Genomic DNA, 7,302 nt, shown 5'->3' on the forward strand with positions numbered 1-7,302 from the left:
GAAGCGCTTTGCTTCTTAGTGGCTCACCCTGTTCGAGTGAGGTGCGCATTTTACATCGTTTGTTTTCGATGTCAACCTTGTTTTTAAACTTTTTATTTGCTTAAAAACTTGGCTTCGCACTTGTTGCTAAGTTGACTTTGTTTTTCTCGAAGCCCCCTCAGAACGTGGAGCGCATTATAGATACCTGATGAGAAAGATCAACAGTTAAATTGGATTTTTTTGCTTTTTAGCACACTTTTGAGGTTAACCGCTCATTTCTGCATCATTTCTACAAGCTCAATGCATCTTTCGGCTAGTTTTTTCACATTTTATTGTTCTAATTGTTACAAATGAGTAAACTGTATACAGCCTCCAACCCCATAATAAACAATAGAAAGGTAGGTATATGAAAGTAGGCTTTATTCAATGCGCCGTTATAAGCGCTATTTTTGCAATTGCAGGTTACTTGTTGTTTTCTTCTGCTAGTTTAAACGTTCATGTTCCACTAACCGTATCAGCAGCTCTGTTGATAAGCGGTATCGTCACTCCATGGCTAGCGTCTCTTATTCAAAGTCCATCTTCCTCAGATGCCAGAGCACACTCTAATGAAGGATCGATAGAAACCTTGTATGTAGGTAATTTGCCTTATCGAGCAAATGAAAACGCTGTGAAGGAATACTTCAGCAGTTTTATTGAAGTACAGTCAGTTCGGCTAATGAAGGATCGAAAAACGGGAAAGCGAAAAGGTTACGGTTTTATTGAAGTTGTTACCGATGACTTAAGTAGCGTTATAGATAAGACGAACGATTCTATTTTTCAAGAGCGTACATTGAAGGTTCGCCCAGCGAAAGATAAAGTCGATCACGAATAGTCTTCATTCGCATGTAAAAAACGCCCGGTTAGCATTTGCTCCGGGCTTTTTCATATGAGGAAGGTTTAAGGCTTAAGACTCGTTGGCTTCTACAGATTGCGGTAGTCCGTCTAGTAAAGTCTGATTAAAAGATCGAAATCTATTAATAGCAGATATCAAGTCAGGCACCTGCACATCTTTCATTTCATTTATTAATCCAGCAATTAACGCATTGTAGTCTTCGCTACTTGCTAGCTTATTCTCTGCATTAGCAAACGTATCCATCATCTTTTCTAGATACTGGGCAACTGGACTTACTACGTTACCGTATTTAGCATTATCGCTATTATCCTCATTATAATGCTGGATGTTTTCGTATGTCTTTAGCACTTCAGTTTGTGTTGTTCTATTAAGCTGCAGTGCGTAACCCACCAGTTCTTTATCGTCAAAGCCTAAACTCAATGCTTCTTCATATGCTTTATCGATATCACCATTATAAAAGGTATCAGCTAAGTCTTGAACTTGACCCACTAAATTCGCAATAGACTCTAGTTCACCTTCATCAAGTTCTCCTTTGAGGGAAAAACTGATTCCGCTTCGTTCATAGTACTGATAAGAAGTCTGTTGAGAATAAGCCGCTGAACTTTCAGTGTCACTCTGTTGGTCTAACTCTCCTGAACTATCTTGTTGCTCTTGTGAGATCTGCGCTTGATAGCTTAACTGTTGAGACGCTTTAAAAGACTGTAAGCTTTCAAAACTAAAGCTGACTTCATCGCCGTCTTTTGTCCGTATCACCAAGCTTCCGCTCTTTTCTTCTGATGCCGCTACTGCATTTAGTGTGGATATGGAGACAGCGTTAGGCTGCTGACGACCAAAGATATCGGTTTCAAGATCATTGATTCCCGTATCAATGAGATCGCGGCTTTTTGTCATGCCCTGTTCTATCTCATCATTCATGAAACCCGCTAAATCTTTTTCTGCCATGGCAAAACCACGACTTACGCCTTCTCTCGCCTGACTAAATAAACCATTTAGCTTTTCTTCACTTGCTCCACCATCGGCGGCCCCGCGAATTACACCGCCAACAAACTTAAGTACATTTCTAGCCACCTTTTCGAAGTCGAATAACTTAGAAGATTCTTCGTCCAGCGCTTTTCCTTTCGTTTCTTGCGGCTTTTGTCCGTCAATCTCTAACGCTTGGTTCAGGTTACTGCTCACTACCCGTAAACCTATACTCGTTTGACTGCTTGAAACAGATACAGACGCCGCTTGCTGCTTAGAAAACTCTGCTGCTTGTTGCAACCCATCTTGCTGCAACTGCTTTTTCAATACTTCATTCGGGTGAACCGTCGCTTTCTGTTCAGCTTTTTGCTCGACCTTTTGATCGCCCATGAAAGCTTTAATTTGACCCACGTTCATAATTTGATCCTCACTATCCTCTTTCTTATTATCGGCAACGATTCAGTATTGTTTAATTTTAATACAGCTTTTTTTATACGATTTTTATAGAAGTAACTAGCGCTTGTTGCAGTTATTTTATAAGGGACTACAATTCGCGACCTTAACTATCAATGGAGAATTTTATGTCGGCCGATGAACAACAACGTTATCAAGCGCAGTTAGACGAAAAAGTAGATCGTCTTTCGGCGTTACTTTCTCCATTTAATGCGCCTAAAACTTCGGTTTACCCATCACAGCCTACTCACTATCGTATGCGCGCAGAATTTAGGGTGTGGCACGAGGGCGACGACCTCTTTCACATCATGTTTGATCAAGAAACAAAAGAAAAATATCGCGTAGATAGTTTCCCTCCCGCGTGCAAAACAATTAACGATGCGATGGAAAAGCTACTAAACGAAGTTCGCCCTAATGAAATACTAAGAAAGAAGTTGTTTCAGATAGATTACCTTTCAGCGCTATCTGGTGAACTCGTTATTAGCCTTTTATACCATCGCCAGTTAGATGATGAATGGGAAGCTGCCGCAAAGTCTCTTAAAAGCACGTTGGAAACGCACTTCCCGAAAGTGAATATTATTGGCCGTGCAAGAAAACAAAAACGCATTATCGACAACGATTTTGTTATTGAGCGTTTGCCAGTAAAGGGTAATGAGTTCGTATTCAAGCATATCGAGAACAGCTTTACTCAGCCTAATGCTGAAGTAAATTGTAAGATGATTGAATGGGCTCTGGACTGCGTTAAACCTCTATCTGGTGATCTATTGGAAATGTACTGCGGTGCCGGTAACTTCTCATTACCGCTGGCCCTTCACTTCGATAACGTAGTGGGTACTGAAATAGCGAAACCCTCGGTACAAGCAGCGCAGTTTAATATTGAACAAAACAGACTGCACAATGTAAAAATTGTCAGGTTAGCTGCAGAAGAATTTACGCAAGCTATGAAAGGAAAGCGTACGTTTAGCCGATTAGAGGGTATCGATCTTAGCGAGTATAACTTTACGACTGTACTCGTCGATCCACCAAGAGCTGGGTTAGATGAAGATTCATTAAGAATGATTCAAGATTACGACAATATTGTGTATATCTCTTGTAACCCTGAAACCTTAGCGCAAAACCTTGAACTATTGAGTGAAACTCATGACGTCGCTCAATCGGCACTATTTGATCAATTTCCTTTCACCCATCATATTGAGGCAGGTGTTTTACTTACACGCAAAGGCTAGTTTGCGTGTAAGTTTTCAGTATCATAACATTCCTATAATACTGTTGGTGCTAGCTTTTCTGGGTAGCACCTACCTGAACAAAGCGAAGTTGAGCTTTGACTTTTTCGCCAATTTCCTTGCGTAGCTTTTCATCAGCTTCTAACGCCTCAGCGCCTGCACTAAATACTAGCCTTACCATGGCGTCAGCTTGAAGTTGTGCACAGGAATACTCCACACCTTGCTGCTCAATGATGTAGTCAGTGAGTTCGTCTATGAAGTGTTGGATTTCTCTGAATACTGCTAGCCGGTAGGCAGACGACGTGCCAGTATGCTCACGCAGTAATAAACGGAAAACGTTTGTATTGGCCGCAATGAACTCCATAAAGGTTTCAACAGAGGTATGGATAACACCGCCCCCTGACGCGATACGTCGTCTTGCCTGACGCATAAGCTGACGCAATGCTAAACCCGCTTCATCCACCAGCGTTAAACCCAGCTCATCCATATCTTTAAAGTGCCTATAAAAAGACGTAGGTGCAATGCCTGCTTCTCTGGCGACTTCACGCAAGCTGATTGCCGACAAACTACGGTTTTCGTCTAGCAGTGAAAAAGCAGCATGGATGATATTTTGGCGGGTTTTTAATTTCTGTTCTTGTCGACTCACATTTGCAACCTATGTTGATTAACGTTCAATGGCCCGATGATTTGCAGCACTTTACGATGTAAATTCTGCATCATCTGAATAGCCATTAATGAAATCAAACTTCTTACATCAAGGACTAGCGTGCGTAGTTTATCGCAACACACGCTAATGGGGAAAGAGAAACAAAATCATCTCTTTTATAAACAAGGGCTAAGCATTAATTAGTTTACTTTACCTGCATTTTATCCACCCTCGGCTATAATTAAACTTTACACATGTAAGCAGAACTTATCTGGGTTTTGCTTGCCTGAAGCCTCGTAAAACGATAAATTAGCGAACAGTTGTAAGCCAAGTTGTATAAAATGAAAAAACCTCCTCTTATCCTAACTAATGCGCTGGTATTTATAATATCTGGCGCAATAGCATTTATTGGTGTGCCGCTATGGGTGGCGTATCAAGGCATTGACTGGGCAGAAATTGGTACTGCTATATTTCTGTTCTACTTTACCGGCATGTCGATTACTGCTGGTTATCACCGTCTGTGGTCTCACAAGACCTACGATGCAAACATTGTTGTGCGTGTCATTCTTGCTATCGGCGGCGCTATGGCCTTGCAGAATAGTATTTTGCATTGGTCTTCTGATCACCGTGTGCATCACCGCCATGTAGACGACAACGACAAAGATCCTTACTCTGCAAAGAAAGGGCTTTGGTTCGCGCACATCGGCTGGATGTTACGCGAGTATCAAGCTAAGCGTTACGATGACTACAGCAACTGTAAAGACCTGCAAAAAGATAGCGTGGTGATGTGGCAGCACAAATACTACTTACCTATCGTACTCGCTGCTAACTTTGGCATTACTGGTCTATTAGGCTATTTGAACGGCGACGTAATGGGCATGATTTTAGTAGCGGGCGTTCTTCGGTTGGTGCTAGTTCATCATGTTACGTTTTTTATTAATTCTCTGGCCCATTTTTGGGGTAGTCAGCCTTATACCGATAAAAATACGGCGCGAGATAATGGCGTTTTAGCTTTCTTCACGTTTGGCGAGGGTTATCACAACTACCACCATATCTTTGAATACGATTACCGCAACGGCATTCGTTGGTATCAGTTTGATCCTACTAAATGGCTAATCAAAGGGCTGTCTTATGTAGGTTTAACGTCGAACCTTCGCAAAGTACCTGAAGAGCGCATCGAAAAGGCACTGGCGGCCATGCAGCTTCAAAGGGCTAGTGAGAAAGTATCGGTACTGCCCAACGCTGAAGAAATGATGCACACTATTCAAGAAGAGTACGACCTGCTTATGCAGCGAATGAGTGAATACTACGCGACGAAAAAGCGCGTGATGCGTGTTAAGCAACGCACCTTAAAACGCAGTATTGAAGGGTTAGAACTTGCATATAAGTACAAAGAACTGAAGCACGCGTTTGCTGTGCAGAAAGAAAAATGGACACATTTGCAAAGCTTATCGTTACAAATGGCCTAGCCCCTAACTTTCTGTAAATTAAGTTTTGGAAAAACCACATAAGTGCCTGCTTATGTGGTTTTTTTTATCCTATAGTTGGAATTACAAGACAACTAAGGTAGTACTATATTTATAGCAACTTCTTAAACGGTTTATGCCGTTGCGAAGTTGGCGCGCATTTACGATGTCGCCACCTCACCAGTCGTTACACAATAGGAAAGTAAAATGGCAGCTAAGCAAAAACAGAAATCACCTTCTTATCATTATGACGCGATAGTTATTGGTACGGGTCCTGGCGGAGAAGGTGTTGCTATGCAACTTGCCAAGGCCGGTAAAAAAGTGGCTGTTGTAGAGCGCTATGAAGCGGTGGGTGGAGGCTGTACGCATTGGGGAACCATCCCCTCGAAAGCGCTTCGTCATTCAGTTAGCCGGCTCATTGAGTACAACTCATCGCCTCTGTTTGCCGATAACCATTTAAGCAAGAGCCTTACGTTCTCAGATATCATGCGTCATGCCAGTGGCGTTGTGAAAAGCCAAACACGCCTTCGCTCTTCCTTTTACGATAGAAACCGGGTGACACTGTTTTACGGCGAAGCAAGCTTTGTTGATGCGCATACTTTAGAGATAACGCGTGAAGATGGTTCAAAAGACACGGTTACTGCAGCGCAAATAGCTATCGCTACTGGTTCCCGTCCCTACTGCCCGAAAGACATCGATTTTAATCATCCAAGGGTTTATAACTCAGATACCATTTTGTCGTTAGATCACGACCCTAAATCCATCATAATCTACGGTGCGGGTGTTATCGGTTCTGAATATGCCAGCATTTTTAGAGGGTTAGGTGTTAAAGTTGATCTGGTTAACATGCGCGATCGCTTACTTTCATTTCTAGATGATGAAATTTCCGACGCCCTGAGTTACCACTTATGGAATAACGGCGTTCTCATTCGCCACAACGAAACGTATTCATCGGTCGAAACGTCAGATGACTCTGTGATTTTAAACCTAGAATCAGGTAAGCGAATGCGAGCAGACTGTTTACTGTTTGCTAACGGGCGTACGGGTAACACCGATACCCTTAAGCTGGAGAATGTTGGTCTTAAAGCAGACAACAGAGGGCAACTGCGCGTAAACGAAAACTATCAGACAGAGATAGATAATATCTATGCCGTCGGTGATGTCATTGGCTACCCTAGTTTAGCATCAGCGGCATATAACCAAGGCCGGTTTGCAGCAGAAGCCATGCTTGGAATAAGCACTCATTCAGCGCTTGTTGCCGATATCCCTTCCGGTATTTACACTATTCCGGAAATAAGCTCCGTAGGCAAGACAGAGCAGGAGTTAACAGCCGCTAAAGTGCCTTATGAAGTAGGACGAGCACAGTTCAAGCATTTGGCTAGAGCACAAATTGCGTCCACGCAAACCGGTAGTCTTAAGATTCTCTTTCATCGTGAAACAAAAGAAATTTTGGGCATTCACTGCTTCGGAGAGCGTGCCTCAGAAATTGTGCACATCGGGCAAGCTATCATGCAGCAAAAAGGTGAAGGTAATACCATTGACTACTTCGTTAATACCACATTTAACTATCCGACTATGGCTGAAGCCTATCGCGTTGCAGCGATAAACGGCTTGAACAGGATTTTCTAACAGGCACATCGAGTAGGGTGAGGCGTCACCGCCTCATCCCTCTCACAGAACCGT

The 7,302-nt window shown here is 42.7% G+C and carries 6 protein-coding genes; 4 read left to right on the forward strand and 2 right to left on the reverse strand.

The annotated features are described in order from the left end of the window. Positions 1-385: 385 nt before the first annotated feature. Complete coding sequence (locus tag ACX5J7_RS14830; protein WP_015068072.1) at positions 386-850, forward strand: RNA recognition motif domain-containing protein; 465 nt, start codon at positions 386-388, stop codon at positions 848-850. A gap of 72 nt (positions 851-922) precedes the next feature. On the opposite strand, the gene ACX5J7_RS14835 is transcribed toward ACX5J7_RS14830, so the two are convergent. Then, positions 923-2,248 carry a DUF5610 domain-containing protein gene (locus ACX5J7_RS14835; RefSeq protein ID WP_498707389.1) on the reverse strand — a complete coding sequence of 442 codons (1,326 nt, stop codon included), beginning with the start codon at positions 2,246-2,248 and terminating at the stop codon, positions 923-925. Between the two features lie 164 nt (positions 2,249-2,412). On the opposite strand from ACX5J7_RS14835, the gene trmA reads away from it, so the two are divergent. Then, positions 2,413-3,510, forward strand: a complete 1,098-nt coding sequence (trmA, locus tag ACX5J7_RS14840) for a tRNA (uridine(54)-C5)-methyltransferase TrmA (RefSeq protein ID WP_333971271.1) — start codon at positions 2,413-2,415, stop codon at positions 3,508-3,510. 49 nt (positions 3,511-3,559) lie between these two features. Here the strand turns inward: trmA and fabR are convergent, their stop codons facing one another. Then, complete coding sequence (gene fabR / locus ACX5J7_RS14845; protein WP_012519751.1) at positions 3,560-4,153, reverse strand: HTH-type transcriptional repressor FabR; 594 nt, start codon at positions 4,151-4,153, stop codon at positions 3,560-3,562. 341 nt (positions 4,154-4,494) lie between these two features. On the opposite strand from fabR, the gene ACX5J7_RS14850 reads away from it, so the two are divergent. Both ACX5J7_RS14850 and sthA read left to right on the forward strand, forming a co-directional pair. Further along, entirely contained in the window at positions 4,495-5,622 is a 1,128-nt protein-coding gene (locus ACX5J7_RS14850; RefSeq protein WP_012519752.1) for an acyl-CoA desaturase, read from the forward strand. A 204-nt stretch (positions 5,623-5,826) separates the two neighbouring features. Continuing rightward, positions 5,827-7,248: a Si-specific NAD(P)(+) transhydrogenase gene (gene sthA, locus ACX5J7_RS14855; protein ID WP_071952652.1), complete on the forward strand. Its 1,422-nt coding sequence runs from the start codon at positions 5,827-5,829 to the stop codon at positions 7,246-7,248. The last annotated feature ends 54 nt before the right edge of the window (positions 7,249-7,302 follow it).

This window comes from Alteromonas infernus (assembly GCF_902705815.1).

Excerpts from the sequence above, each read along its gene's own strand:
- ACX5J7_RS14830 (WP_015068072.1), top strand. The coding sequence starts at position 386 with ATGAAAGTAGGCTTTATTCAATGCGCCGTTATAAGCGCTATTTTTGCA.
- ACX5J7_RS14835 (WP_498707389.1), bottom strand. The coding sequence starts at position 2,248 with ATGAACGTGGGTCAAATTAAAGCTTTCATGGGCGATCAAAAGGTCGAG.
- trmA (WP_333971271.1), top strand. The coding sequence starts at position 2,413 with ATGTCGGCCGATGAACAACAACGTTATCAAGCGCAGTTAGACGAAAAA.
- ACX5J7_RS14850 (WP_012519752.1), top strand. The coding sequence starts at position 4,495 with ATGAAAAAACCTCCTCTTATCCTAACTAATGCGCTGGTATTTATAATA.
- sthA (WP_071952652.1), top strand. The coding sequence starts at position 5,827 with ATGGCAGCTAAGCAAAAACAGAAATCACCTTCTTATCATTATGACGCG.